The sequence below is a fragment of the Pantoea sp. X-Soil-YNGN-785 genome (genome assembly GCF_059730585.1).
The window spans coordinates 421,637-448,573 of record NZ_AP035943.1; the positions used below are offsets into that span (position 1 = coordinate 421,637).

General features: G+C 57.5%; 24 protein-coding genes. 8 read left to right on the forward strand and 16 right to left on the reverse strand.

Features of this window, described 5'->3' with window-relative positions:
- Positions 1–12 precede the first annotated feature (12 nt).
- Both AC6I8E_RS20605 and malK read right to left on the reverse strand, forming a co-directional pair.
- Positions 13–1,314 carry a maltoporin gene (locus tag AC6I8E_RS20605; protein WP_013196182.1) on the reverse strand — a complete coding sequence of 434 codons (1,302 nt, stop codon included), beginning with the start codon at positions 1,312–1,314 and terminating at the stop codon, positions 13–15.
- Positions 1,315–1,357: 43 nt separating this feature from the next.
- Positions 1,358–2,467, reverse strand: a complete 1,110-nt coding sequence (gene malK / locus AC6I8E_RS20610; RefSeq protein WP_150015485.1) for a maltose/maltodextrin ABC transporter ATP-binding protein MalK — start codon at positions 2,465–2,467, stop codon at positions 1,358–1,360.
- A 362-nt stretch (positions 2,468–2,829) separates the two neighbouring features.
- On the opposite strand from malK, the gene malE reads away from it, so the two are divergent.
- The 3 genes from malE to malG are packed head-to-tail and all read left to right on the forward strand — an operon-like array spanning position 2,830 to position 6,528.
- On the forward strand, positions 2,830–4,020 hold the full coding sequence (gene malE, locus AC6I8E_RS20615; protein WP_033785017.1) for a maltose/maltodextrin ABC transporter substrate-binding protein MalE: 1,191 nt from the start codon (positions 2,830–2,832) through the stop codon (positions 4,018–4,020).
- A 58-nt stretch (positions 4,021–4,078) separates the two neighbouring features.
- The gene (gene malF / locus AC6I8E_RS20620) at positions 4,079–5,605 is read left to right on the forward strand and encodes a maltose ABC transporter permease MalF (protein ID WP_497824748.1); all 1,527 of its coding nucleotides are present in this window, start codon (positions 4,079–4,081) and stop codon (positions 5,603–5,605) included.
- Positions 5,606–5,637: 32 nt separating this feature from the next.
- The gene (gene malG / locus AC6I8E_RS20625; RefSeq protein WP_013196178.1) at positions 5,638–6,528 is read left to right on the forward strand and encodes a maltose ABC transporter permease MalG; all 891 of its coding nucleotides are present in this window, start codon (positions 5,638–5,640) and stop codon (positions 6,526–6,528) included.
- A gap of 82 nt (positions 6,529–6,610) precedes the next feature.
- Here malG and AC6I8E_RS20630 read toward each other — a convergent pair whose 3' ends face one another.
- The 11 genes from AC6I8E_RS20630 to AC6I8E_RS20680 form a co-directional block, all read right to left on the reverse strand.
- The gene (locus AC6I8E_RS20630) at positions 6,611–7,219 is read right to left on the reverse strand and encodes a TetR/AcrR family transcriptional regulator (RefSeq protein ID WP_110331975.1); all 609 of its coding nucleotides are present in this window, start codon (positions 7,217–7,219) and stop codon (positions 6,611–6,613) included.
- Positions 7,194–7,811, reverse strand: coding sequence for an NAD(P)H-dependent oxidoreductase (locus tag AC6I8E_RS20635; protein WP_497824749.1), 618 nt, complete (start codon positions 7,809–7,811; stop codon positions 7,194–7,196). Before AC6I8E_RS20635 ends, AC6I8E_RS20630 begins: the two co-directional genes overlap by 26 nt.
- 97 nt (positions 7,812–7,908) lie before the next feature.
- A complete protein-coding gene (locus AC6I8E_RS20640) occupies positions 7,909–8,979 on the reverse strand; it encodes an iron-containing alcohol dehydrogenase family protein (protein ID WP_497824750.1) in 1,071 nt (356 codons plus the stop codon).
- A gap of 9 nt (positions 8,980–8,988) precedes the next feature.
- The gene (locus tag AC6I8E_RS20645; protein WP_013196174.1) at positions 8,989–9,657 is read right to left on the reverse strand and encodes a methionine ABC transporter permease; all 669 of its coding nucleotides are present in this window, start codon (positions 9,655–9,657) and stop codon (positions 8,989–8,991) included.
- Positions 9,645–10,433: a methionine ABC transporter ATP-binding protein gene (locus AC6I8E_RS20650; RefSeq protein WP_497824751.1), complete on the reverse strand. Its 789-nt coding sequence runs from the start codon at positions 10,431–10,433 to the stop codon at positions 9,645–9,647. The genes AC6I8E_RS20645 and AC6I8E_RS20650 overlap by 13 nt, the downstream gene beginning before the upstream one ends.
- The gene (locus AC6I8E_RS20655) at positions 10,426–11,229 is read right to left on the reverse strand and encodes a MetQ/NlpA family ABC transporter substrate-binding protein (protein WP_033785173.1); all 804 of its coding nucleotides are present in this window, start codon (positions 11,227–11,229) and stop codon (positions 10,426–10,428) included. The genes AC6I8E_RS20650 and AC6I8E_RS20655 overlap by 8 nt, the downstream gene beginning before the upstream one ends.
- 35 nt (positions 11,230–11,264) lie before the next feature.
- Positions 11,265–12,284 carry an isopenicillin N synthase family dioxygenase gene (locus AC6I8E_RS20660; RefSeq protein ID WP_013196171.1) on the reverse strand — a complete coding sequence of 340 codons (1,020 nt, stop codon included), beginning with the start codon at positions 12,282–12,284 and terminating at the stop codon, positions 11,265–11,267.
- 130 nt (positions 12,285–12,414) lie between these two features.
- Positions 12,415–14,730: a molybdopterin-dependent oxidoreductase gene (locus AC6I8E_RS20665; protein WP_312216221.1), complete on the reverse strand. Its 2,316-nt coding sequence runs from the start codon at positions 14,728–14,730 to the stop codon at positions 12,415–12,417.
- A 3-nt stretch (positions 14,731–14,733) separates the two neighbouring features.
- The gene (locus tag AC6I8E_RS20670; protein WP_095708083.1) at positions 14,734–15,402 is read right to left on the reverse strand and encodes a methionine ABC transporter permease; all 669 of its coding nucleotides are present in this window, start codon (positions 15,400–15,402) and stop codon (positions 14,734–14,736) included.
- Complete coding sequence (locus AC6I8E_RS20675) at positions 15,395–16,420, reverse strand: methionine ABC transporter ATP-binding protein (RefSeq protein ID WP_497824752.1); 1,026 nt, start codon at positions 16,418–16,420, stop codon at positions 15,395–15,397. Before AC6I8E_RS20675 ends, AC6I8E_RS20670 begins: the two co-directional genes overlap by 8 nt.
- Positions 16,417–17,229, reverse strand: coding sequence for a MetQ/NlpA family ABC transporter substrate-binding protein (locus AC6I8E_RS20680; protein ID WP_497824753.1), 813 nt, complete (start codon positions 17,227–17,229; stop codon positions 16,417–16,419). Before AC6I8E_RS20680 ends, AC6I8E_RS20675 begins: the two co-directional genes overlap by 4 nt.
- Before the next feature lie 218 nt (positions 17,230–17,447).
- On the opposite strand from AC6I8E_RS20680, the gene AC6I8E_RS20685 reads away from it, so the two are divergent.
- Positions 17,448–18,641, forward strand: a complete 1,194-nt coding sequence (locus AC6I8E_RS20685) for an aminotransferase class I/II-fold pyridoxal phosphate-dependent enzyme (protein WP_497824754.1) — start codon at positions 17,448–17,450, stop codon at positions 18,639–18,641.
- Between the two features lie 295 nt (positions 18,642–18,936).
- On the forward strand, positions 18,937–20,403 hold the full coding sequence (gene proP, locus AC6I8E_RS20690; protein WP_497824755.1) for a glycine betaine/L-proline transporter ProP: 1,467 nt from the start codon (positions 18,937–18,939) through the stop codon (positions 20,401–20,403).
- 53 nt (positions 20,404–20,456) lie between these two features.
- On the opposite strand, the gene AC6I8E_RS20695 is transcribed toward proP, so the two are convergent.
- Entirely contained in the window at positions 20,457–21,044 is a 588-nt protein-coding gene (locus AC6I8E_RS20695; RefSeq protein ID WP_497824756.1) for a CGNR zinc finger domain-containing protein, read from the reverse strand.
- A gap of 177 nt (positions 21,045–21,221) precedes the next feature.
- On the opposite strand from AC6I8E_RS20695, the gene AC6I8E_RS20700 reads away from it, so the two are divergent.
- Positions 21,222–22,088, forward strand: coding sequence for an alpha/beta fold hydrolase (locus AC6I8E_RS20700; RefSeq protein ID WP_418163159.1), 867 nt, complete (start codon positions 21,222–21,224; stop codon positions 22,086–22,088).
- Positions 22,089–22,140: 52 nt separating this feature from the next.
- On the opposite strand, the gene AC6I8E_RS20705 is transcribed toward AC6I8E_RS20700, so the two are convergent.
- Positions 22,141–22,689, reverse strand: a complete 549-nt coding sequence (locus AC6I8E_RS20705; protein WP_370422891.1) for a YbhB/YbcL family Raf kinase inhibitor-like protein — start codon at positions 22,687–22,689, stop codon at positions 22,141–22,143.
- A gap of 244 nt (positions 22,690–22,933) precedes the next feature.
- On the opposite strand from AC6I8E_RS20705, the gene AC6I8E_RS20710 reads away from it, so the two are divergent.
- Positions 22,934–23,812, forward strand: coding sequence for a LysR family transcriptional regulator (locus AC6I8E_RS20710; protein ID WP_497824757.1), 879 nt, complete (start codon positions 22,934–22,936; stop codon positions 23,810–23,812).
- Between the two features lie 5 nt (positions 23,813–23,817).
- Here AC6I8E_RS20710 and AC6I8E_RS20715 read toward each other — a convergent pair whose 3' ends face one another.
- The gene (locus tag AC6I8E_RS20715) at positions 23,818–25,455 is read right to left on the reverse strand and encodes a dihydroxyacetone kinase subunit DhaK (RefSeq protein WP_497824758.1); all 1,638 of its coding nucleotides are present in this window, start codon (positions 25,453–25,455) and stop codon (positions 23,818–23,820) included.
- Positions 25,456–25,707: 252 nt separating this feature from the next.
- Here AC6I8E_RS20715 and fucO point away from each other — a divergent pair, with 252 nt between their 5' ends.
- Positions 25,708–26,856: a lactaldehyde reductase gene (gene fucO, locus AC6I8E_RS20720; RefSeq protein ID WP_147788909.1), complete on the forward strand. Its 1,149-nt coding sequence runs from the start codon at positions 25,708–25,710 to the stop codon at positions 26,854–26,856.
- Positions 26,857–26,937 lie beyond the last annotated feature (81 nt).

Consider the following 26,937-nt stretch of genomic DNA (forward strand, 5'->3'; position numbering starts at 1 on the left):
GTCAGAAAAGGTTTACCACCAGATTTCCATCTGCGCGCCGAAGGTGACTTCGTCGTTGTTGCCACGGCTGTTAGTCAGGATGCCGTTGCCGGTGGAGTCAGCAGAGGCGAAGGTAGTGAGATCGCCGGCGTTGTCTTTGCTATAGCCCCACTTCTCATCCCATTTGGCGTAGGTTGCGAACAGACGCAGCGCCGGTCGTGACCAGATGCTGTCACCCGCCTGCCACTGCTGCGCCAGCGTCACTTTGTACTGTCCATTACGCTCGCCGGCCTGCTGCGATTTCACGTTGTCGTAGCCCAGCTCCAGCAACGTACTCATAATCGGCGTCCATTTGTACATCGGGCGCACACCGACGGTGTACCACTCGGTGCCACGGTTGTTGTCAAGATCGATGTTCTGATACATGGCGACGTACATCAGGTCCCAGCGTTCCGCCAGCGAGATTGCGCCGTGATCGAGAATACGATACATGTCACCGTTATTATTAAGGCTGGTGCCCTGCGGCACGCCTTTGCCCTGCGAGGTCAGCGCGTCGGTTGCGTATTGCAGCACAAACTTGTTGTAGCCTTTCAGCATGCTCTGGGTATGTTCAGCCGTGAACATCCAGCCATCTTTCGACGCACCATCTTCAAGACGGTAGTCATCACGGGCATTGGCACGGCCGTAATCGACACCCAGTTCCAGCACGCCATCCGTGTTAGTTTCCAGACCGGCCAGACGCACATCAAACACGTCGTTGGCGGTGCTGGTGGCGAAGTCACGGATACGATCGCTGGAGAAGGTGTAAGAGCCGCCGGCTTCAGACGAACGGGTTGCCGCGAAAGAGAGCTTACCAAAGCCGAGATCAACATCTTCCAGACCCGCGCCCGGACCGGAGATATCCCAGTAGTAGAAGTCGATCATATGAACGTCGTGACGCTGGTAGAAGCGCTTACCGGCCCAGATGGTGGAACCTGGCAGTGCGTCGATCAGGTTTTTACCTTTGACGTTGGCTTCGCGGAAGGCGGGTGATGTCGCTTCCCAGTCATTCTGCTGTGCTACGGAGTAAGCCACGTTGGTGTCGAAATAGAAGCTTTTGTCGCCCTCTTTCCACACTTCCTGGCCTAATTTCAGTTCGGCGTAGGTTTCACATTCGTTACCCAGACGGTACTTACTTTGAGCGCCGGTCGCCTGGAAACATTGCTGCTCGCCACCGCTGCCGGTCCAGCCAATGCCGGAACGGGCGTAACCGGTAAAATCAACCGCCATCGTCGGGGCGGAGAGGGTTCCCACCGCGACGGCAACGGCAATGGGAAGTTTGCGCAGAGTTAACATTTTCTATCTCCTGAGGTCATTGCTTTTATTGTTTTTGGCAGGGCTATACACCCGGCTCCTGATACAGCCTGCGGCACGCGCTCCCGTCCTCGCGGAACAGGTGACAACGCTCGGGCGGCAGGCCAATACCGAGGATGGCGCCCTCTTTTACCAGCACGACGTCCTCCTGGCGGTAGACCAGGTTCTGACGGATAGCGGGAATCTCGATGTGAATCTGTGTTTCATGCCCCAGCTGTTCCACTACCTGCACTTCCCCTTCCAGGGTAACGTCGGCGATATCGCTGGAGAGCAGATGTTCCGGGCGAATACCCAGTGACATATTGCTGCCAACCTGGACCCCGGCACTGTCCACCGGCAGCCAGACCAGCTGCTGATTCGGCAGCCGCACCTGCACCTGATCGATGGCGGTGGCGGTCACTTTGACCGGCAGGAAATTCATTTTGGGTGAGCCGATAAACCCGGCGACAAAGCGGTTAGCGGGATAGTGATACAACTCAAGCGGCCTGCCGACCTGCGCAATGCGCCCGGCGTCCAGCACCACAATCTTGTCAGCCAGCGTCATCGCTTCGATCTGATCGTGGGTGACGTAAATCATGGTGCGCTTCAGGCGCTTATGCAGACGGGAGATCTCAATGCGCATCTGAACGCGCAGCGCGGCGTCGAGATTCGACAGCGGTTCATCGAGCAGAAAGACGCGCGGCTCCGCCACCAGCGTGCGACCAATCGCCACGCGCTGACGCTGGCCGCCAGAGAGGGCTTTGGGACGGCGATCGAGCAGGTGCGCCAGTTGCAGAATCTCAGCGACCTGATTGACGCGCTGATGGATCTCCGCTTTTTTCACCCCGGCCAGCTTCAGGCCGAAAGACATATTCTCCGCCACCGACAGATGGGGATAGAGCGCATAAGACTGAAACACCATGCCGATGCCACGTTCAGCAGGCGGCACCTCATTCATGCGCCGGTCGCCGATTAACAGTTCGCCGCTGGTGATGGTTTCCAGTCCGGCAATCATGCGCAGCAGCGTCGATTTGCCACAGCCCGACGGGCCAACGAAAACAACAAATTCCCCTTCACGAATAGTGAGATCGATATCTTTCGACACCACCGTATCGCCCCAGGCTTTTGTGACATTGCGTAGCACAACGCTCGCCATGATCCCTTCCCTCTTAGCTGCACATTCGTGTCTGCCGGGCGGCAGACGGGTTCCGGGGCTCACTATGCGAGAGGAAACAGGGAGTCACATCCTCCGCCGCCACGCAATCTGCTGGGGGAGGAGGCGGGAGGAGGAAAAACGCGGGCTGACGCGGCAGGCCGCGCGGTGCCGCGCTTTTTTGTGATCGCTGACGCAGACCTGCAGGATTTTTTACCGCTTCAGCTCGCGCCTAAGGCGCTTTTTGCCAGTGCGATCACAGCGATTACGCCAGGGGCGTAGAGCGCGGGAGGATGAGATGCCGGTGTGGATACGCACAATGATGCCGACAGAGCATTCACCACTTCCGCTAACAGGATGGATTTATGACGATGAAAACCGGAGCACGAATTCTGGCCCTTTCTGCCCTCTCTGCCGTGCTCTTTTCAGCAGGCGCGATGGCAAAAATCGAGGAAGGTAAACTGGTCATCTGGATCAACGGTGACAAGGGGTATAACGGCCTTGCCGAAGTGGGTAAGAAGTTTGAGCAGGAGACCGGTATCAAAGTCACGGTCGAACATCCTGACAAAATGGAAGAGAAGTATCCGCAGGTCGCAGCGACCGGCGATGGCCCGGACATTATCTTCTGGGCGCATGACCGTTTTGGCGGCTACGCGCAGTCGGGCCTGCTGGCAGAAGTGACGCCAGATGCCAGCTTCCGCGAGAAGATCTTCCCGTTTACCTGGGATGCGGTGCGCTTTGACGGCAAGCTGATCGGCTATCCGATTTCCGTTGAGTCGCTGTCACTCATCTACAACAAAAAGCTGCTGCCGACTCCGCCAAAAACCTGGGAAGAGATGGCCGCGCTCGACAAGCAACTGCGCGCCAAAGGCAAAAGCGCCATCATGTTTAACCTGCAGGAGCCCTACTTCACCTGGCCGCTGCTGGCTGCGGGCGGGGCTTATGCCTTTAAGCTGACCGACGGACACTATGACGTGAAGGATGTCGGCGTCGATAACGCCGGGGCGAAAGCAGGCATGCAATTCCTGGTCGATCAGGTTAAAGCCAAAACCCTGAATGCGGACACCGATTACTCGATTGCCGAAGCCGCATTCAACAAGGGCGAAACCGCCATGACCATCAATGGTCCGTGGGCATGGGGCAATCTGGATAAGAGCGGCATCGACTATGGCGTCACAGAACTGCCGACGCTGAACGGGAAACCGTCTAAAGCCTTTGTCGGCGTACTGAGCGCCGGGATCAACGCCGCCAGTCCGAACAAAGAACTGGCGAAAGAGTTCCTGGAGAACTATTTGCTGACCGATTCCGGGCTGGAAACGGTTAACAAAGACAAGCCGCTGGGTGCCGTGGCGCTGAAATCTTACCAGCAGACGCTGGAGAAAGATCCGCGTATCGCCGCCACCATGAGCAACGCGAAACAGGGCGACATCATGCCAAACATCCCGCAGATGGCGGCCTTCTGGTACGCGATGCGCACCGCGACCCTGAACGCGCTGGGCGGACGTCAGAGCGTTGACGCCGCACTGAAAGATGCCCAGGCCCGTCTGAAGAAGTAATTCTTCCCTTTACAGCCGGGGCAACCCGGCTTGAGTAATCGTTAAGGAAAACCGCATCATGTCAGGAAAACCGAAAACGCGCAGTCTGCTGCTGAAAAGCGTTCTCATCGGGCTCTGCTGTCTGCTGGTCGGCTATCTGCTGGTGCTGATGTACGCGCAGGGCGAATATCTGTTTGCGCTGCTGACGCTGATCCTCAGCGCAACCGGACTGTGGATTTTTGCCAACCGTCGCGCTTATGCGTGGCGCTATGTCTATCCCGGCGTCGCCGGCATGGCACTGTTTGTGCTGTTCCCCCTCGCCTGCACCATCGCTATCGCCTTTACCAACTACAGCAGTACCAACCAGCTTACCTTTGAGCGGGCGCAGCAGGTGCTGCTGGGCCGCACCTTCCAGTCGGGTGAGGCGGTGAATTTTTCACTCTTCCCGGCGGGCGATCGCTGGCAGCTGGTGCTGAACGATGGCAAAGACAATTTTGTCTCTCCGCCATTTGCATTTGGCGCAGATCAGACGCTGAAAATGACGCCTGCCACGACACCTGCAGGCGAACGGGCGACGTTCCGAGCGATCACCACCCATCGTCAGGCGCTGAGCCAGCTCCGCGCCGAGCTGCCGGATGGTCGTCAGCTGCGGATGAGTTCGCTGCGCCAGTTCTCCGGTACCCAGCCGCTCTATCGGGCTGGCGCGCAGGATGAGCTGATTAACCAGCAGAGCGGCACGCGTTACCGCGCTAATCCGCAGACCGGTTTTTATCAGGCGGTGAACGCAGACAATAACTGGGGCAACGAAACGCTGAGTCCCGGTTTCACCGTGAATACCGGCTGGAAAAACTTCGTGCGGGTCTTTACCGACGAAGGGATTCAGAAGCCGTTCCTGGCGATATTTGGCTGGACGCTGCTCTTCTCGTTGATCACCGTGGTGCTGACCGTCGCCGTGGGCATGGTGCTGGCCTGTCTGGTGCAGTGGGAAGCGCTGCGCGGCAAAGCGGTCTATCGGGTGATGCTGATTCTGCCCTATGCCGTTCCAGCCTTTATCTCGATCCTGATTTTCAAGGGGCTGTTTAACCAGAGCTTTGGTGAGATCAACGTGATGCTGAGCGCGCTGTTTGGCGTGAAGCCCGCCTGGTTCAGCGATCCGACGCTGGCACGCACCATGCTGATTATCGTCAACACCTGGCTCGGCTATCCCTACATGATGATCCTCTGCATGGGGCTGCTGAAAGCCATTCCCGACGACCTCTATGAAGCCTCAGCGATGGACGGTGCCGGACCGCTACAGAACTTCTTCCTGATTACGCTGCCGCTGCTGTTGAAGCCACTGATGCCGCTGATGATTGCCAGCTTTGCCTTTAACTTTAATAACTTTGTGCTGGTGCAACTGCTGACCAACGGCGGGCCGGATCGCCTGGGCACTACCACGCCAGCCGGTTATACCGACCTGCTGGTGAACTATACCTGGCGTATCGCCTTTGAAGGCGGTGGCGGGCAGGACTTTGGTCTGGCGGCCGCCATTGCCACGCTGATCTTCCTGCTGGTGGGTGCGCTGGCGGTGATTAACCTGAAAGCCTCGCGGATGAAATTCGATTAATAGCCTGATGGACCAGGCGCTAAGGAGTTGTTATGGCTATGGTACAACCCAAATCGCAACGGCTGCGTCTGCTGACCACGCATCTGCTGCTGCTGTTATTTATTGCCGCGATTCTGTTTCCGCTGCTGATGGTGATCGCGATTTCCCTGCGAGCCGGTAACTTTGCCACCGGCAGCCTGATCCCGGAGCAGATTTCCTGGGAGCACTGGCGGCTGGCGCTGGGCTTTAGCGTTGAACATGCCGACGGACGCGTGACGCCGCCACCCTTCCCGGTGCTGCTGTGGTTATGGAACTCGATCAAGATTGCGGCAATCAGTGCGCTGGGTATCGTGGCCCTCTCCACCACCTGCGCCTATGCGTTTGCCCGTATGCGTTTTACCGGTCGCGCCAGCCTGCTGAAAGGGATGCTGATTTTCCAGATGTTCCCTGCGGTGCTTTCGCTGGTGGCGCTCTATGCGCTGTTTGATCGTCTCGGCCAGTATCTGCCCTTTATCGGGCTGAATACCCACGGAGGGGTAATCTTCGCCTATCTGGGCGGCATTGCGCTGCATGTCTGGACGATTAAGGGCTATTTCGAAACCATCGATGGGTCACTGGAAGAGGCCGCCGCGCTGGATGGCGCAACGCCGTGGCAGGCGTTCCGGCTGGTGCTGCTGCCGCTGTCGGTGCCGATTCTGGCGGTGGTGTTTATTCTGGCGTTTATCGCCGCGGTGACTGAAGTGCCGGTCGCCTCGCTGCTGCTGCGCGACGTCAACAGTTATACCCTGGCGGTGGGGATGCAGCAGTACCTCAATCCGCAGAACTACCTGTGGGGGGATTTTGCCGCGGCGGCGGTGCTCTCCGCGATTCCGATCACCCTGGTTTTCCTGCTGGCACAGCGCTGGCTGGTAAGCGGATTAACCGCGGGCGGGGTGAAGGGCTAAACGATCATCATTGTACGTTGCCACTGCTTACACAACGCCTGTTGTGGTTGAATGATTCGGCGGCCTGCGGGCCGCCTTTTTTCTAATCCACTTCTGACGCCAGACTGTCTGCCACCAGCGCCATCACCATAGCCGCTATCGCCTGCTGACCTTCCGGCTTGCTGATATCGCCGCGTGCCACTGCGCCTGCGATGGCATCCGCGCCCCCCAGCAGCCCCCACATGCCGGCTTCCGCAATACCACTGCTGCCAGCAAAAGGCGCAAGCCAGCACTGACAGCGGGCAATAAAGTCGAGCTGATAATGGCGTTTGACGGCGGCCAGTTCCGGTGAGGTACTGAGCGCGGAGAGCAGTTCGGGGATTTCGCGCCCCTCCGTCATCACACAATCGACATAACAGGCCGCGAGCACGTCCGCTTTTTGTTGCAGCCTGACTGGCGCAGCATCCATCGCCGCATTCATCCGCTCGCTCTGGCGGCGATCAAAATCGTCATACAGTGCGGCCAGCAGCCCATGGCGGGTGGTGAAATGATCATATACCACCGGTTTACTGACTCCCGCGGCGTCGCCGACCCGTGCCAGCGTCAGCGCCTCGCTGCCTTCTGTCTGCATTATCTGCCACGCGACGTCTGACAACTGCCTGCGTCGGGCCTCACGTGACAGACGCTTACGAGGTGTTTTTTCTACGGTCATGTTTTTCCTGATGGGCGAACAGACGCTGGCCCAGAGCCTGCGCCAGCTGATAGTGCGACTCAGGATAACCTTCATCGCCGATCAGTAACAGCTCACTGGTCACCACCGGCGCACCGCAATAGTCAAAGATGCCGTTTTCAATCTGATTACGCATGCTGGTGAAATAGCCGCGCCGCAGAAAGGTCCGGGTGTCCGCCGCGCCAATCGCCAGCAGATGCACAGGCAGATGGCCAAGGCGTTTAATTACCCGACCATCCTGTTCGCTGAAGGCCCAGTCCTGGATAAACACCCGGTCGATCCAGCCTTTTAGCTGTGCCGGGAATGACCACCAGTAAATCGGATAGACCAGTACCAGCGCATCGGCGCGGTCCAGTCGCTGCTGTTCCGCCAGCACTTCGGGCGATGCCATAGCCTGACCGTTGAAACGTCGATGATCATCGAGCGTGAAGCGCGGATCAAACCCTTCTGCCGCCAGATCGGCCTTTTCAACCGTATGGTGCCCTGTCGAGATTATGCCCTGCGCCAGCTGGTCCGCCACGTGGTGGGAATGCGCATCCTGGTCAGGATGGGAAGTCACTATGAGTGCATGCATCGTTGTCACCTTACCTGATTAGCCAATAAGCTACTAAAGGTAAGTTACTATTGGTAGGTTAGCAAGCAGCAACGTCTGTTCTTCTGACTAACCGCATTTACGGATTAAACGCAGCCGTCGCCAGCAGAGCCTGCTCCAGTTGATGAGGGTCGAACGTAAAGGGAAGATGTGCCAGGCTGGCGGCCGGAAAGTGGATTTGCTGCGCGATTTGCCGCACGGTGTCGGCGTCGATAGCCGCGGGCAGCGTCAGGGGCGAGTGGAAACGGCGCAGCAGCGACAGCAGTTCCGGCTCGACCTGTTTGCCCTGCTGTTCAATCCAGGACTGGATCAGCAGGCTGAAACCGACCTTTTCGCCGTGCAGCCAGTGATGCAGTTCCGGCTGGTGCGTCAGACGATCATGGATAACATGGGCAAAGCCGGGCGTCGCCATTGCGTCCTGAATACTGTTCGCCAGCCCTGCCAGCACAATATTGGCTTCAATCACCTTCTCCAGCGCCGGGGTGACCTGTTGCGCAAGGTTATCGGCCACCGCCGTTTCACCCCACTGTTTCAGCACCGTCACCGCCTGCCAGGCGGCGGCGACTTTAAGATCCAGCGCCATCCGGTGCGGCGTCTGTCGCTGATAAGGTTCAAACTCAAACCATTTTGCCAGCGCGTCAACAATACCGGATCGCAGGTAGCGGACGTCGCTATGGGCAATCACTTCACTGTCCACCAGAATCCATTCCGGCATGGCATTAAGTGGCTGACTGCGAAGATGCCCGCCCTGCTCGTTATAGATAATTGCCAGCGGAGACCAGGCCGCGCAGGTGGCAGCCAGCGTGGCGAAGTTGACCTGCCGCACATCCGGCAGGGCATCGTTGACCGCTTTGGCACAGTCCAGCACCCGCCCGCCCCCGACGGCCAGAATCAGGGTGGCTCCGTGCGTCTGCACCCGCTGTTGCAGTGCAGCTATCGCCGCATCGGTGCATTCACCGGTCAGCATGTCGAGCTGCCAGCGAATACCTGCCTGTTCCAGGCTGATGGTCAGTGCCGGATTCACCGCCTGCCAGGCGTTCGGCGACGTGAGGATGTGAATATGCGAGGCCAGCGGCCGGATAATCTCACCCACTTCAGACCGGAGTCCGGGCCGTTGCAGGTAGCCTTTCGGCGACATTACACGAAACATCGATGCCCCTTAACGCCGATAAGCCAGCGAACGCACCAGGCGGTCACCGAGTTTCTGAATCAGCATTACCAGCGCCAGCAGCACCACAATGGTGGCCGCCATGATCTGGTTATCGAAGCGCTGATAGCCGTAGCGAATCGCCAGATCGCCCAGTCCACCACCGCCGACCACACCCGCCATCGCCGAGAAGCCAATCAGCATCACAATAGTCAGGGTAATGCCCGCCACCAGCGCAGGGAGTGCTTCCGGCAGCAATACGCGGCTGACGATATGCCACAGCGTGCCGCCCATTGAGACTACCGCCTCAATGCGGCCGCGATCGACCTCATCCAGCGCGTTCTCCACGATGCGGGCAAAGAAGGGAAAGGCGCCCAGCGTAATCGGGACAATCGCGGCGGTACTGCCGAGCGTGGTGCCGACCAGCAGGCGGGTAAAAGGAATCAGTGCGATCAGCAGCACCACAAACGGCAGCGCGCGCCCGGTATTGACCAGCGCATTGAGCAGCAGTGAAATCGCGCGGTTAGGCAGAATGCCCTGGGGACGGGTCAGGAACAGCAGCACGCCCACCGGTAAACCTATCGCAACCGTAAAGAGTGCCGCCAGCAGCACCATATATAACGTTTCGCCTGTGGCGTTCAACAGCAGTTCCTGAAACCGATCGCTACTCATGCTACGCATCGGGTTAATGCCTCTCGCTGATATTTTTCAATAAACGCCCGGTCCGCTTCGCCATCCTTCAGCAGCATTTTGCGCAGGCGTCCCTCTTCACGTCCCATGATCTGGCTCAGCGTGCCGCTCTCGACCAGCTGGCCATTCTCCAGCAGCGCCGCACCGTCACAGATACGTTTTACTACCGCCATCTCATGGGTAATCAACACAACTGTGATATTGAGCTGCTGCTGAATATCGGCCAGCAGATCGAGAATCGAGGTGGTGGTTTCGGGGTCCAGCGCGCTGGTGGCCTCATCGCACAGCAGATAACGCGGGCGGCCGGCCAGCGCGCGGGCGATGCCGACGCGCTGTTTCTGTCCACCTGAGAGCTGCGACGGCCAGGCGGCCGCAAAGGACTCCAGCCCCACCAGTTTCAGCAGCGAGGCGACCCGCTGGCGGCGCTCCGCCCTGGGCACACCGGCAATCTCCAGCGCCAGATCGACATTGTCCTGCACGTTACGGGAATGCAGCAGATTGAAGTGCTGGAAGATCATCCCCATCTGCTGGCGCTGCTGACGCAGCTGCGCCAGGCTCAATGTGGCGAGATCCTGACCATCTATCTCAATCCGCCCGCTGGATGGACTCTCCAGCCGGTTCAGGCAGCGCAGCAGCGTACTTTTGCCCGCCCCGCTCCGGCCCAGGATACCAAAGATGGTGCCCTCTTCAATGGTCAGAGAGATATCGTCTAACGCTGGCGCAGGTGCGCCAGCATAGTGTTTGCTGAGATGACTGAGCTTAATCATGCTGCTGGTCCGCGACCGGAATCACAGAGCCCTGATAGGTTTTACGGATGAACTCTGCCACCTGCGGCGAGCGCAGATCTTTCGCCAGCTGAATCACTCGCGGATCTTTCGCCAGTTCAGGCGTGGTCACCAGCAGGTTGGCGTAAGGGTTATGCGCCGCGGACTCCAGCCCCAGCGCATCTTTCGCCGGATTCAGACCCGCTTCCAGGGCATAGTTGCCGTTGATAATGGCGGCATCAACGTCATCCAGTGACCTTGGCAGCTGCGGTGATTCGATCTCAACAATTTTAATTTTCTTCGGGTTTTCACTGATATCTTTCGGCGTCACCAGCGTCGAACCCGCCTCGCCCTGCGCGTTAAGTTTAATCACCCCTTTATCCTGCAACAGCCAGAGTGCGCGGCTCAGGTTGGTGGTGTTGTTCGGCACGGCAATGCTTGCGCCCTCTGGCAACGCTGCCAGCGATTTCACCTTACGCGAGTAGATCCCCAGCGGCTCAATATGCACACTGGCGACCACGGCAAAGGTTTTTCCCAGCGCTTTCTCCTGATCTTTTAAATAAGGCAGATGCTGGAAGTAGTTGGCATCGACATCCCCGGATGCCAGCAGTTCATTGGCATTCACGCCCCCGCTCAGCTCAACAATTTTGATATCCAGTTTCGGATCCAGAGTTTTGACATACTCAAGGATTTCCGCATGCGGCAGCGGATCGGCCGCCACGCGCAGCGGTGCCGCCTGTAAACTTTGAGCAATCAGCAGTGAAAGACCAGCCAGAACCAGAAAGCGCTTTTTAATCATCATCATTTATCTCTTATCGTTATCAGTCGTAGTTTTTAGTGGGTGTTGTGTTCGGGATAGAAACGCTGGGCAACTTCCGGATGCGAACGCAGCCGGCCTTTAAGGTAATTCCAGCCCACTTCTCGCAGGAGCGGGTTAAGCGGATCGCTGCTCGGTCCCTGCGCCAGCTCAGCCAGCTGTGGAGGAAGCTGATAGATTGGCACGACGGCGTCGAGCTGTGCGCCAAGGAAGAAGGCGATGGATAACCGCTCATTGTTCTGCTGCGGCGACACCACGCGGTGTACCGTCGCGCGCAGATAGCCGTTGGTCGCTAGCTCCAGCAGTTCGCCAATGTTGACCACAAACGCGCCCGGCAAAGGTGAGGCATCGATCCAGTTGTCCGGCGTCACCTCAACCTGCAAGCCCGGCTGGTCGTCCTGTAATAACATGGTCAGGAAACCCGAATCCTTGTGTGCACCTACACCCTGGCGTGATTCACCCTCGGTGCGGCCCGGATAGCGGATCAGTTTGATATGTTCGTTGGGATAGTCGCCGTAAAGGTTATCGAAGGCGTTACGTGGCAGGTTCAGCGCTTCGGCAAAGGCGCGCAGCAGTTCCAGCGCGACGGCAGTCATCTGCTGTTGCCAGCGGGTCACCACCGTCTGCAATTCAGGCAAGGCTTCAGGCCACTGGTTCGGCCCCTGCATGCGTTGCCAGGTTGGGGAATCGGCGGTGACGGGCAGCGCTTCGCGCTCTGCGCCAATATCGAACTGCTCACGATAGTCGGGCTGGCTGCGGGTGATTTCCACGCCCGCCAGGTTGTAACCACGAAAATGCGGTGAGTTGGCCATCGCGACCGCCGTTTTGTCCGCCTGCGGCAGAGCAAAAAACGTCCGCGCGACCCGCTGAACCTCATCCAGTAATTCACGGTCGATACCGTGATTAATCAAGTAGAAGAAACCGACATCACGCGCGGCCTGGCTTAATTTTTCCAGAACCTGTCGCTGCTGCTGTTGATTACCTGACAATAATGCGAAATCAATGACCGGCAATTCTGATGGGGTTAACGCACTCATGATTAACACTCTGTTGGCATAGAATCGTTTTACCTTGCCATTTCAGTTATGCGTTAACTACCAACTAATCCTGCTATGGATATGCGGCGGATGGGAATATCCCACCGCCCCTTAAGTCCCCGCCCGCAGATTACTCTGTGGTCGGGATCACAAATTCCGGTGGCGACCACGCTGTGATTTCAGGCAGGGTCTCGTGGTAAAGCGCAATCTCTACAAAACAGGTCTGCGCGCTGCACCCCTGGCCCAGTCGTGAACTGCCGCGATCCTGGGTCAGCACATTAGGATTGCCATGTTTATCAAGCGGCTTGCCCTCCTGCTGTTCGAGCGGGTCATACCAGGCCCCGGTCGACATCTGCACTACCCCCGGCAGGATATCCTGCGTCAGATGCACGCCCGCCAGCAGCGCGCCGCGTCCGTTGAACACTTTCACGATGCTGTTCTCCTCAATGCCACGCGCAGCCGCATCCTCAGGGTGCATCCAGAGCGGCTCGCGCCCGGCAATTTTGGTAGCCCGGCTGACCCGGCCATGATCGTACTGGCTGTGCAGCCGGGTTCGCGGCTGGCTGGAGAGCAGATGCAACGGCCACTGCTGCTTCTCCTGCTGCTGAGCCTGATATTCCGGCGGATACCAGAAGGCAAAGCCAGGCGCTTCTTCATAGCCAAAGTCAGCCACCCGCTGCGAAAAGAGTTCGATTTTTCCCGATGGCGTGCTGAGCGGGGCCGACTCCGGGTTATCGCGGAACGCGTTGAGCAGGATCTGCGGTGTGTCAGGCGCGGGATATTCCACCACGCCCTGTGACCAGAAGGCCTCAAAGGGCGGCAGTTCGATGCCCTGCGCCGCTGCGCGTGGCCGGGAGTCTTCGTAGATGGCTTCAAGCCACTGGCGCTCATCGCGCCCCTGAGTAAATACATCAGCAAAACCGAGCCGCTGCGCCAGCTCAGCAAAGATGGCGTAATCCGATTTTGCCACCCCAAACGGCGGCAGATGCTGCGGCATGGCGATAATAAAGCCGTCGTTGCTGGCGCTGCCGATATCCTCACGCTCCAGCGAAGTGGTGGCAGGCAGGACGATATCGGCAAATCTGGCCTGCGCCGTCCAGAACTGCTCATGCACAATCACGGTATCTGGCTGCTGCCAGGCGCGTATCAGCTTGTTGATATCCTGATGATGATGGAAGACGTTGCCGCCCGCCCAGTAGACCAGTCGGATGTCGGGATAGGCCCGCTGCTGCCCGTCAAACGCGTAGAGACCGCCAGGATTGAGCAGCATGTCAGCGATACGTGCCACCGGTATAGTCTGCTGTACGGCATTATGGCCGGCAGGCAGCCGGGGCCCGGAGAACTGTCGCCGGGCGGCACCCGCCAGATTGGTTGAGGCGTAACCAAACCCCAGCCCGCCGCCGGGCGTGCCAATCTGCCCCAATAGCGCAGTGGTGGCGACGGTGGCCCAGAACGCCTGCTCGCCCTGCCGCGCACGCTGCACTGACCAGGCAATATTGACCATCGTTTTGTGAGCCGCCATCTGTCGTGCTAACCCGCGAATCTGATCGGCTGCCAGCCCGGTCAGCGGCGCGGCCCATTCGGGCGTTTTGACGAGACCGTCATGCTCACCCTGCAGATAAGCCGCGTAGGTTTCAAAACCCACTGTGTAGCGCGCCACAAAGGCCGCGTCATACAGGGATTCCGCAATCAATACCTGCCCGATGGCCAGTAGTAACGCCGTATCGGAGCCGGGCTTTATCGCCAGCCACTCCGCGTCGGCCACCCCGGCGAGATCGTTTCTGACCGGACTGATGTTGATAAAGCGGGTGCCATTCTGCCGCAGTGTGGTCAGCCAGTGAGCCAGCGCATGATCGTTAGCCCCACCGCCATTGACCTGCGCATTGCGCAGCGGCAATCCGCCAATCGCCACAAACAGTTCACAATACTCCGCCAGTACCGGCCAGTGAGTATGGTGACGTTGTAACTCATCCAGATTACCGATGATGTGCGGCAGCGTGCGTTCACCGGCCGCAATGCTGTAGGTATTGGTGCTGGCGGTGTAGCCGCCGTAGTGGTTAAAGAAGCGATGCAGCTGGCTCTGGGCATGATGAAATCGTCCGGCGCTGGACCAGCCATATGAACCGGCATAGATCGCCTCATTGCCGTGCCCGGTTTTCACCCGCGCCAGCTCGTCCGCCACCAGCTGCAGTGCTACTTCCCAGCTCACCTCGACAAACGGCTCTTTGCCGCGCCTGCTGCGTGAAGCGCTTCTGTTCTGCAGATAGCCGAGCCTGACAGCCGGATTTCTGACCCGGGTTTCACTCTGCACCGCGCCCGGCAGCGACTGACCGATAGCGGACGGATTACGGTCCCACGCCACCGGCCTGACCGACGTCAGCGTATCGCCGTCGGTGGTGACGTGATAGGTGCCCCAGTGCATTACCGCTAAATCATTCTTCTTCATGGTTTACTCGCGTCGGATACGGCGTGAAATACGCGTTCCCAGGGTTTGCAGAAGCTGGACAATAATAATGAGAACCAGCGCAGTCGAAATCGTGGCAAAGGCGTCAAAGCGCTGATAACCGTAGGTAATGGCGAGGTCACCGATGCCGCCGCCACCCACCGTGCCCGCCATCGCCGTGGCGCCCAGCAGTCCAATGGTGGCGGTGGTCAGCGCCAGCACCAGTGAAGAAGCGGCCTCCGGCAGCATGAAATACCAGATAGTCTGCAGCGTGGTGGCCCCCATCGCGTTGGCTGATTCCAGGATACCTTCGTCGACCTCCAGCAGGGCGCTTTCCACCAGCCGCGAGATATAAGGCGCAATAAAGATCACCAGCGGCACAATGGCACCCGCCGTGCCGATCGTGGTGTTCACCAGCAGGCGCGTCAGCGGCAGGATAGTGATCAGCAGAATAACGAACGGCAGCGAACGGATAATATTCACAACGGGGTTCAGCAACTGATGCACCAGACGCTGCGGCTGTATTCCGCCCGGCCGGCAGACCACCAGAATAATGCCCAGCGGCAGCCCCAGCAGCGAACCAAAGCCCAGCGACAGCCCCACCATAATCAGCGTGTCCTGCATCGCCGTCAGGAACTGATCGCCGGTTACAGCCGTTTCAAAGAGTTCAGACATCACTGATTTTTACTCCGGTCGCGGTGAGAAACTGAATCGCCGCCTCGCGCTGCGCGGGTTCACCTTTGATCTGCACAATCATGAAACCCAGAATGGTGCGCTGCACCTCCGTCATGCTGGCGAACAGAATATTCACCTCCACCTCATAGTTATGGATCAGCTGATTGATTACCGGCTGCTGTGCCGTGCTGCCGACAAACTCCAGCCGCAACGCGTCGGCTGCCGGATGCTCGCTGAGCAATTCAAGCGTCTGCTGTGGCAGGCGATCGTGAATGACCGACTGCACAAAGCTGGCGCTCACCGCCTGCTGCGGTTCGGCGAACAGCGTCAGGACATCGCCCTGTTCAACAATGCGCCCGTGCGCCATCACCGCCATCCGGTTGCAGATCTTCTGCACTACCGACATCTCATGGGTGATCAGCACAATGGTGATGCCGTAACGCTGATTGATTTCCTGTAACAACAGCAGAATCTGCACCGTGGTCTGAGGATCCAGCGCCGACGTTGCCTCATCGCACAGCAGAATGGCAGGATTGGTCGCCAGCGCACGGGCAATCCCGACGCGCTGTTTCTGACCGCCGGAGAGTTCGTCCGGGTAGCTGTTGGCTTTGTCGCTGAGGTTCACAAACGCCAGCAGTTCCGCCACGCGGGTGGCGATAAAATCTTTACTCCGTCCCTGCAATATCAGCGGGATGGCCACATTGTGAAATACGGTACGGGCATTGAGCAGATTAAAGTGCTGAAAGATCATCCCAATCTGCTTTTTGACGTCAATTAACCGCTTTTTGCTGATCCCCTGTAACGCTTCACCCTGCACCTCCACCGTGCCGGTCGTCGGCGTTTCCAGATGATTAATCAGGCGCAGCAGCGTGCTTTTTCCGGCACCGCTGGTGCCGATAACGCCAAAAATATCGCCCTGGTTGATGCGCAGATTAATATCCTGCAGCGCCTGCACTTCTGTCCCGTTACGTGCAAAGATTTTGCTGACCTGGTGAAACGCGATAGCCGTCTGACTCATTTGAAATAGTCTGGCAACAGATAGCCCGCATATTGCGCATTACTGGTGATATACGCTTTGAATTCCGGCGAGTGATAGCCGGCAATAATGTCACGGGCAAACTGAGCCTGCTTATTTTTACCTGCTACAGTTACCACGTTAATAAACTGGCTGGTTGGTGCCTCCAGTTTCAGCGCGGAATTGAGTTTCAGCCCACTGGAGACCGCGAAGTTACCCTGAATGACACCAAAATCCACATCAGGCAGTGCGCGCACCTGCTGGGCATTATCCATCTCTTTCAGCACGATTTTGTAGGGGTTCTCCGTAATGTTTTTCTGCGAGAAGGTCGCGGCATCACTCTTCGGGCTGATTTTAAGCCAGCCTATGCTCTGAAGTAACAGCGCAGCCCGATACTCATTTGAGGGTTGATTCGGCACAGAGACCGTGCTGCCTGGCGCAGGCTGCGTCAGCGTTTTTGCGCGTTCAGAATAGAGCCCCATTGGCGGGGTCGGCACCTGCACAATACCGACATTATCGATGCCAAGCCGATCGTTAACCGACTTCAGATAGACCGGATGCTGCATGATATTGGCGTCAATCGTGCCGCGATGAACAGCATCATTAACCTGAATGCCATCGCTGAAATCTTTATATTCCAGCGTATAACCCTGCTTAATTAACAGAGGCGCCACGCCTTGTTCAAACTGCTCTTTATACGGACCCGGATTAAAACCGATGCGTATTTTTTTCTGGTCTGCGGCTTGCGCAGCAGAGATAAAAATTGAAACAGCCGTCAGTGAAAAAATAATTCCCCGTGAAGTAATGCGCATAATGCTTCCTGATTCATTATTGTGAGAGCAATCGATTTAATCACAGCCCTTACAATCAGGAACAGGCAAAACCGGCCCCGACTTTGGCTTATTTATGCTAACGATAGTCACAGGCTGAATATCCAGATGGCGGCAATCTTCAGCGTTATTTCTGCTAACGAAATGAAACGCGGCTGTGTCATTCTTTTCCGCTTCACACTCTTTATTGCGGGACGGTTATGGCGGAGTTTGCAGCTTCAGATTTGGTCGCAGGGCTGGAAGAGAATCTTTTCAGCTTACTCGAGAAGCAGGCAGCAGAACTGGATGCATCGCAGTTACCGCTTATCGATCTCTCATCGGGCAGCCCACGTCAGCCTACGCCGCCTGCGGTCATCGCCTCCTTTCAGGCTGCGGCGGCGCAGCCTGAAAATCATGAGTATCCCTCCTTCTGGGGAAAGCCCGCCCTGCGTCAGGCTATCGCTGACTTTTACCAGCGTCACTATGGGGTCATGCTGGATCCCGATACCGAAGTTGCGCTGTTTCAGGGCGCGCACATTGGCGTCAACGGCTTTCCCCGCGCCCTGCTCAACCCGGGCCAGGTATTAATCTCCACCGATCCCTGTTATCCAATCTATCGCTCAGCAGCACGCCAGGCCGGTGCCAATTTTTATGGCATCCCGCTGGAGGCGCGCAACGCTTTCCTGCCCGATTTTACTCAGGTGCCGGATGAGATTACCGCGCGCGCCGGTCTGGTTATGCTCAACTATCCCCATAATCCCACCGGCGCACTGGCGACGCCCGCGCTGTTCGCCGACGCGCTGGCTTTCGCCCGCCAGCACCATATTCCGCTGATCCATGACTTCGCCTACGCCACGCTGGGCAGTGAGTCGGGCGAGCAGCTGCTGAGTCTGCTGACCCAGCCCGATGCCAAAGATTGGGGGGTGGAAATTTACACCCTGTCGAAAAGCGCGTTAATGGCAGGCTGGCGTGTGGGCTTTGCTGTGGGAAACGCCTCGATTATTGCGGCTTTTAAAAAACTGCATACTCACAGCTACAGCACGGTGTCTGGCGCGGTGCAGGATGCCGCCATCACCGCCTTGTCGCTCTCTGCTGAGCAACTTAACCGTCTGGCTGATCCTTATCACCAGCGGCGTCGCGTGGTACTCGCCAGGCTGGCAACGATGCACTGGCCGGTGCGCGCTCGTCAGGGCACCTTTTTCCTCTGGCTGCCTGCGCCACCCGGTTTTACCGGCGAGGAGTTCGCCAGCCTGTTACTGCGAGAGTGTCATCTGCTGGTGGCACCAGGTCACGGCTTTGGCCCCGCCGGGCGAGATTATATCCGTATCAGCCTGACCGCCAGCACGGAACAGCTGCTGCAGGCGCTGGACCGCATTGACGGCCTGAAGCTGATTAATGAGCGCAGGCGTGGCTGATGAAATCAGCGCCAGACAGCATCTGAGCCATAAACGCGGGATATGACCAAATGTTTATGAGCGTAAGCAGGCATGAGTAAGTGCAGTGTGCTGGTTTTGTCAGCAAAGCCAGTTATTTCGGCTGAAAACTTGCAAAACCTTACATTCGTAGTCTAAGGTTTACCGGCTGCGGTTTCTGCCGCTTCACTTAAAAATTATTCGGCTTCTTATAGCTTTCATTTCCACGGTTTCTTCTGAACATTATTTGCGGCTGCGAAAGCTATAAGACTCCTTCATTGAAGTACCTGAGGAGAATATGGACACCAGAAACACATCGTCTGAACACCCAAAGAAACATTTCTGGAACAGGAAGCCCAAAGAGCTGACTGTTGACGACATTACCGTCATCGATAACGACATGCTGAAGCGCGCAGTTGGCGCAGCGGCGCTCGGTAACGCGATGGAATGGTTCGACTTTGGCGTATACAGCTATCTTGCCGTCATCATCGGCAAAGTCTTTTTCCCGGATGCCAACAACGCGGTGCAGCTGATCGCCACCTTTGGTACGTTTGCGGCGGCCTTCCTCGTGCGTCCGATTGGCGGCCTGGTGTTTGGCCCGCTGGGTGACCGCATCGGCCGCCAGAAAGTGCTGGCGATGACGATGATCATGATGTCGATCGGGACATTCTGCATCGGGCTGATCCCGGCCTATTCGTCGATCGGGATTATGGCCCCGATTCTGCTGCTGGTTGCGCGCCTGATTCAGGGCTTCTCGACCGGCGGTGAATATGGTGGCGCAGCGACCTTTATTGCGGAGTACTCCACCGACAAACGCCGTGGCTTTATGGGCAGCTTCCTGGAGTTCGGTACCATTGGCGGCTACCTGCTCGGGGCCAGCCTGGTCACGGTGATGACCACCGTGATGTCGAACGAGGCGATGATGTCCTGGGGCTGGCGCGTGCCGTTCTTTATTGCCGCGCCGCTGGGTCTGTTCGGCCTCTATGTCCGTCTGAAGCTGGAAGAAACCCCGGCATTCCAGCAGCACATGGAAAAGCAGGAAGCGCTGGAGCAGAGCAAACCGCGCCTGACGCTGATGCAGATGCTGAGCAAGTATCGTGCGCCTATGCTGAAATGTATCGGTCTGGTACTGCTGTTCAACGTCTCTAACTACATGCTGACCTCGTATATGCCGAGTTACCTCACCGGCGTACTGGGACTGCCAGAGCTGAGTGGTCTGCTGCTGGTGATGGTGGCGATGTTCGTGATGATGCCGCTGACGCTGCTGTGGGGGCGCTGGACCGATCGCATTGGTCGTCGTCCGGTGATTGGCTTTGGAGCAGTAGGCCTGATCCTGCTCGCCATTCCCAGCTTTATGCTGATTGGTTCCGGCAACATGTGGGCGGTATTTGGCGGCCTGCTGATTCTGGGCGTGCTGCACACCTGCTTCAGCGGCACCATGCCTTCGACGCTGCCAGCCCTGTTTACGACGGATATTCGTTACAGCGCACTGGCTATCGGCTTTAACCTGTCGGTGTCGCTGTTCGGCGGTACCACACCGCTGATTACCGCGTGGCTGGTGGATACCACCAAAAACAACATGATGCCCGCTTATTACATGATGGGCGCAGGCGTGATTGGCCTGCTGACCATTCTGACGGTACGGGAAACGGCGCGTCAGCCGCTGACCGGCTCCTCACCTGCGGTAGCAACCAAAGCGGAAGCCCATCGACTAATCGATAAGCTGCGTAAACGGCAAAAGTCCGCCACGACCGCGGCTAAATAACGTTTCTGACACCCTGCCCTGCAGGGTGTTTTTTTATCTGGCAGACGCACGCTCTACCCACCTGATTTTACTGCCCTGAAACGCGCAACTTTCGCCCGATTGCCACACAGTGCCATGCTGCACCAGCGGCGGCGATGCGCTTTGGTACGATCGTAAAACCACAGGGTGCAGTCGGGATGTTCACAGGCTCGGACTCTGCTGAAATCTTCCTGCGTGAGCAGCATTGCAGCCTGTTCTGCAACCTGTCCCAGTCGCTGCCTTACGTTCTGGCTGGCGTAAACGCGCCGGATAGTCAGCGAACCCGACTCCCCACTCAGTTGCAGGTGACTCGTTGCCTGGCCCAGCCAGACATTCAGCGCCTCAGTACTCACATTCTCACCTGCTTTATGCTGCTGCACAGCATCACGAACAATCTGACGTAACTGACGTGCGGCCTGCACCAGCGCGCCCGGCTCATACTGCGGCGCAGATCCGTCGGTTAGCAGTCCGGCCTGTTGCAGCCAGGCTTCAACATCCTGATCGCTTTGCCAGAAATCGTGTGGCCGCCCCTCTGCGATAGCCTCGGTGTTGATAAAATCCAGCGCCGGATGATCGGCCAGAAACCACGGCCCCTGGCCGGAGTGTGATTGCGTTTCCGCCATGATGTCGCCCTCATTATTGAAATCTTCTGACGCTACTGTAACCGATAAAAAGGCAGAATAATAGTTACAGACGGCCTGGTGTAACCACTAAATATCAATTTGACAGGTTACATAATCGCTGCATAATAAGCCCTTGTAACCCTATAAATGCCATTTAACCAGTTACAGGAAAATATCATGCACACACACTCTGTTTCTTATCGTTATCAGCAGACCGACGGCGTTAATGTTTTCTATCGTGAAGCGGGCGATCCATCACTGCCGGTGTTGCTACTGCTGCACGGTTTTCCCACCTCTTCTCATCAGTTTCGCAATCTCATCCCGCTTCTGTCCGATAAGTTCCATATCATCGCGCCCGATCTGCCTGGCTTTGGTTTTACTGACGTCCCCGCCGAACGTAACTATTCATGGACTTTCGACGCGCTCGGCCAGACGCTTACCGCGTTTGTCGATGCACTCGGGCTGAAACGCTACGCAATGTATGTTTTCGACTATGGTGCTCCCGCAGGTCTGCGGCTGGCGCTGGCCTACCCGGATCGCGTCAGCGGACTGATATCGCAAAACGGTAATGCCTATCTGGAGGGACTGGGAGACGCCTGGGCACCGGTTCGCGCATACTGGGCGGAACCCAGCGAGGAAAACGGTGAGGTGATCCGCGACGCCATCCTGACAGCCGAAGGGGTTAAGTGGCAGTATCTGCATGGGGTCAGCGATCCGCAGCAGATCGCCCCGGAAAGTTATACTCTGGACACGCTGCTGATGGAGCGTCCCGGAAACAAAGATATTCAGCAGGCACTGTTCCTTGATTACGCCAGCAATCTCAAACGCTACCCGGAATTTCAGGCATTCTTTCGCCAGCAGCAGCTCCCGACGCTGGTGATCTGGGGCAAACACGATCCTTTCTTTATTCCACCCGGCGCCGTGGCCTGGCAGCGCGATAATCCGCAGGCGGTGGTCGAGCTGCTGGATAGCGGTCACTTCGCGCTGGAGACCCATACCGATCACATCGCGATGCGCATCCGTGAGATGTTCAGCGGCGACTGACCCGCTGCGCGCAGAGGCAGGCTACAGGTCACTGCCTCTGAAAACTCAACGCTTATTCGTTGCTGAAGCGGCCAACCGTGCTGGCCGCGCCCAGGGCGTGACCTTTCAACTGGGCCACCAGCTCTGCCTGAGTTAACCCCGGCTTCAGCTGGCCCACCGGCAAATCAGTGGCGATCAGCACAAAGTTATAGTGATGCAGGCCGCTGCCTTTCGGTGGACAAGGTCCGTAATAGTGCTGTGTCCCGGGGGTATTTTTTCCGCCGGTATAGTCCTTGCCCTCTGTCAGCGCGCCCTGCGCAAACGACGAACGGCTGGCCGGAATGTTATAGGCCACCATATGTGTCACGCCCAGCCCTTTGGCCCCGACCGGATCGGTCATCAGCAGAGCCAGACTACGGGTGTCCGCCGGAATCGCAGACCAGTTAAGCTCGGGAGAAATATTCTCACCGGTGCAGGAAGGATTACTTTTATTGGCACCGGCAAACTTTTTGTCCAGTAGCGCATTATCGCTGAAGTCCTGTGATTGCAGCGTAAACACCGACGCTGCCAGCGCGGTTATTGGCAAAACGGCAAGCACCGTTGCGCAGAGTAATTTTTTCACCAGCCACTCCTTATCAGGTTAATTCCGGATGGATTGCATCACTGCCTGCTTACTATAACGGCTTTAACTCATTTAGCCCGGATGACCGCCCGTTTAAATATTGCGAAACGGCAAATCTATGATCGCTGTCGCGCTGGCTGAGGGTGCTGACGCGTTGCCCTAAGACGCATTACCCGATATAAGTTAACGCCTGCCGCTGAGTTTTCGCCTGAAACCCCGTCACTCTCACCGATAAGTGGACACTATGCAGATTGAAGATCTCCGGATTTACATCGCCGTGATACATGCTGGTAACTTCACTGCAGCCGCTGAGCAGCTGATGTTATCGAAACAGTATGTCAGCCGCCGCATGGCCGCGCTGGAAGCGTCATTAGGCGTACGTCTGCTGATACGTAACACCCGCAAGCTGTCAGTGACGGATGCGGGTCTGCTGTTTGCGCAACATGCTCAGCGCATTCTGGATGAGATTCAGGAAGCCGAACTGGCAGTGTCGGAGCAGCAGCATACGCTGCGCGGCACTTTCCGCATCAATCTGCCGATGTCGTTTGGCATGAGCCACCTGTCACCGCTGATTGCGGAATTTCTGAGTCATCATCCGGCACTGCAGTTTCAGATTGAGCTGGCGGATCGCTATGTTGATGTAATTGGCGAAGGCGTCGATATGGCAATCCGTATTGGCACCCTGGCCGATTCCACGCTGATTGCCCGCCCGCTGGGCGAACTGAAGCGGGTGATCTGCTGCAGTCCTGACTACCTGAAACGGGCTGGCACGCCTCAACATCCGGATGAGTTATTGCAACACGCCTGTCTGCGCTATGGACGGGAAGGACAGAATGGCTGGGAACTGCAGGTTAATGGCAAAGCGAAGTGGCTGGCGGTTCAGGGCCCTATGGTAAGTAACAATGGCGAAGTGCTGCGTGATGCCGCCCTGGCGGGACTCGGACTGGTCCTGCTACCCGCTTTTATCGTTGAGTCAGCCCTGCAAAGGGGGGTACTGGTGACGGTGCTGGACGGCTGCCAGCCTCCACCGCTCTCACTGAATGCGGTTTACCCGCAGCACCGTCAGCGCAGCGAAGTAAACCGCCAGTTACTGGCCTTTTTACAGACGCGTTTAGCGCCGTAACTGATCTAAAGCGTTTTTAATGCCGCAAAAACGCTGGCGACTGCAACCGCACCGGGATCGGGCACGCCATTCAGGTTCGCGCTGTTGAGATAAGATGATCGGCCCGCCTTTGCTTTTCCCATGCTGGCGGTTGCATCACTGCCGTGCTGCGCCGCATCTGCTGCGGCTGCCAGCGATTTGCCCGCCACCAGCGCCTCAATCGCGGGCTGGAGCGCATCAATCAGTGTACGATCGCCCGGTTTAGCCCCGCCATACTGCTTCATTTTTTCCAGACCCTGTTGTAAAGCGATCGGTAAGTCATCTCCATCCGACAAATGCTGCGCGGCGGCGGTGAAGAAGATAGCCATCAACACGCCGCTGGAACCACCCATAACCGTGGCCAGTCGCTCACCCGTTACCGCGAGCAGGTCGGGCAGAACATTCAGCGGCAGCTGATTATCGGCGCATTCACGCTGGATTTGACGCGCACCAGCAGCAAAGGTCGACCCGGTATCCCCGTCACCCACCTGCGCATCCAGTTTGTTCAGCTCGCTTTCACTGGCGATCAGCGTTTCACAGATGCGGTTCACAAAGGCAGCGACCGCCGGGTTTTCGGAGGGTTGCACCGGATGCGCTGTCGCCTCCCGGGCTGCGTTAACCGGCTTCAGTGATGTGATCTCAACCGCCGAAACCCAACCGGTCACTTCGACCGGGGCGCAGATCGCCGCTTCTAACAGCGGCGTCAGCGTCATGCGGGTGACGGAAAAGCCTTTCATGTCCAGCGCGGTCATCAGCGGTGCCGGACCTATCAGATAACGGCTTCCCTGGCTAAGCGGCGACTCAATCAGATCGCGTGTGACCAGACTCATCTCCAGCGCCGACATCCCGCCAAGGTTATTCACCAGCAGCGCGCAGGGCTGATCCTTGCCTGGCATCACCTTTTCCAGCAGATGCTGCACAATCTGCTGACTGTTCTGAGTCGGCATGATGTCAACGCCCGGCTCGCCGTGAATCCCCAGCCCCATTTCCACGCTGCCGTCGGGCACCCGCTGGCCCGTCTGTTCATCCGGCAGATGACAGCTGGAAAGCGCGACCCCCATGGTGGCGATAGCACGACTGGCGGCCTCTGCGGCCTCAGTTACCGCCGCCAGATCGTCACCCCGCTCGGCGACAAAGCCTGCCACTTTATGCACCAGCAACGTGCCTGACACGCCGCGTGGCTGAGGATTATCCGGTAAGGCCACATCATCACCGACAATCACCATATTGACGCTGAACCCTGCATTGCGGGCCTTTTCAGCCGCCAGCCCAAAGTTGAGTCGGTCGCCGGTGTAGTTTTTCACAATCAGCAGGCATCCCGCGTCACCGGTAAGGTTGATGATGGCGTTATAAACCGCATCAACGCTGGGTGAGGCAAACACATCGCCACAGACGGCCGCCGTCAGCATCCCTTTGCCGATGAAGCCGACATGGGCAGGCTCATGGCCGGAACCGCCACCGGAGATCAGTGCGACCTGCTGTTTTTTCCAGTCTCTGCGCATCACGATGCGAATGTGGGGATCGACCTGCAGCCGCACCAGATTACGCCAGGGACTGGCGTAAATCATGCCATCTAACGCGCTGTCGACGAGATCATCCTTCTTATTCATTACGAATCGGGTCATGTTTTCATTCCTCATGGGCGGACGGGTTTGTGATAAAGAAGTGTTGCACACAACGGACGATGGGCATAATTCACCGCCTCTCATCGCAACCCCATCAGACGAAAGTCTTGTCTGAATGAAATGCGCGCATCACTTTTTACTAATTCATTGATTTTTATCAAATGTCCTTACCTGAAACTGAGAGGTTATGCGCAGAACCTGCACAGCGGATCACGGATCGTAGAAAACCATTTGTTAACAGAGGATGTTTTGATGACCCAACGTATGATTCTGAATGAAACCGCCTGGTTTGGTGCTGGCGCATTACGTCATTTGCCTGAAGAGGTACAGCGTCGCGGGATGCGTAAAGCGCTTATTGTCACTGACAAAGCGCTGGTTGCAGCAGGCGCGCTGAAGCGGGTCACTGACCTGCTGGAACAGCATCAGCTTGCCTGGGCGGTTTATGATGAGGTCGTACCGAATCCGACTATCCGGGTGGTGCAGCAGGGCGTTGCCGTGTTCAGGGAATCAGGTGCTGACTACCTTATCGCCATCGGCGGTGGCTCACCGCAGGACACCAGCAAAGCGATCGGCATTATTATCAACAACCCTGAATTCGAAGATGTCCGCAGCCTGGAAGGCGTCAGCCCAACCCGTCATCCGTGCGTGCCCATCATCGCCATTCCAACCACGGCAGGCACCGCGGCAGAAGTCACCATTAACTATGTCATTACCGACGAAGAGAATCGTCGCAAGTTTGTCTGCGTCGATCCGCATGACATTCCAAAAGTGGCGATTATTGATGCGGAGATGATGGCGAGCATGCCCGCCTCGCTGAAAGCTGCCACCGGAATTGATGCATTAACTCACGCAATTGAAGGGTACATTACGCGCGGTGCCTGGCCCCTGACTGACATGCTGCACCTCAAAGCCATTGAAATTATCAGCCACTCGCTGCGCGAATCGGTGGCGGGTAATATTGATGCTGTTGAACAGATGGCACTGGGGCAATATGTGGCCGGGATGGGCTTCTCCAATGTCGGACTTGGTCTGGTGCATGGTATGGCGCATCCGCTGGGTGCCTTTTATAACGTGCCGCACGGCGTGGCGAACGCCATTCTGCTGCCACAGGTGATGGCGTGGAATGCCCCGTCAACAGGCGAAAAATATCGCGATATCGCTCGCGCCATGGGTGTGAAACAGATCGACACGCTGACGCTGGATCAGGCGCGGGAAGCGGCTGTCGCTGCGGTTCGTCAGCTCTGCCGGGATGTGGGCATTCCCCGTTCGCTGCGTGAGGTCGGCTTGCAAGAGGCAGATATTCCTGCACTGGCGCAGGCGGCACTGGATGACGTCTGCACCGGCGGCAACCCACGCACGCCGGATCTGGAAGCGGTGATGGCGCTCTATCGTCAGAGTTAAAACACGCACGCTGTGTCGTTATGCACTTCAATATCAGGCCCGCCCACCATCGCGGGCTTTTTTACGTCATGGCCACGGTCA